Source organism: Psychrobacter sp. TB20-MNA-CIBAN-0197, from assembly GCF_040309765.1.
GTDB lineage: Bacteria > Pseudomonadota > Gammaproteobacteria > Pseudomonadales > Moraxellaceae > Psychrobacter > Psychrobacter submarinus.
In genome coordinates this window covers 1-287 of sequence record NZ_JBEOPC010000360.1, presented here as the reverse complement: position 1 = coordinate 287, position 287 = coordinate 1, and the positions used below count along the sequence as shown (strand labels likewise).

Annotated in this window: 1 protein-coding gene; it reads left to right on the top strand. The window is 40.4% G+C overall.

The features are described from left to right. Positions 1 to 287: lipocalin family protein (locus AAEY83_RS14030; RefSeq protein WP_351059765.1), on the top strand; the 287-nt coding region annotated here is incomplete at both ends.

Sequence of the window (287 nt, the reverse complement as noted above, 5' to 3'; positions counted from 1 at the left end):
ATTAAATACGGTTTACTTATTACAGGGTTATTTTTTCTTAGTGCCTGCACCAGCCCTCCTGAGGGAATAATACCCGTTAAAAACTTTGATATACAAAAATATAAAGGCAAATGGTTTGAAATAGCGCGTCTTAATCACTCATTCGAAGAAGGGATGGAGCAAGTTACCGCGACTTATTCAATTAACGACGACGGCACAGTAAAGGTCCTTAACAAAGGGTATTTAACGGATGATAAAAAATGGGATGACGCCGAAGGCTTAGCCAAGTTTGTTGAGGGCACCGACAC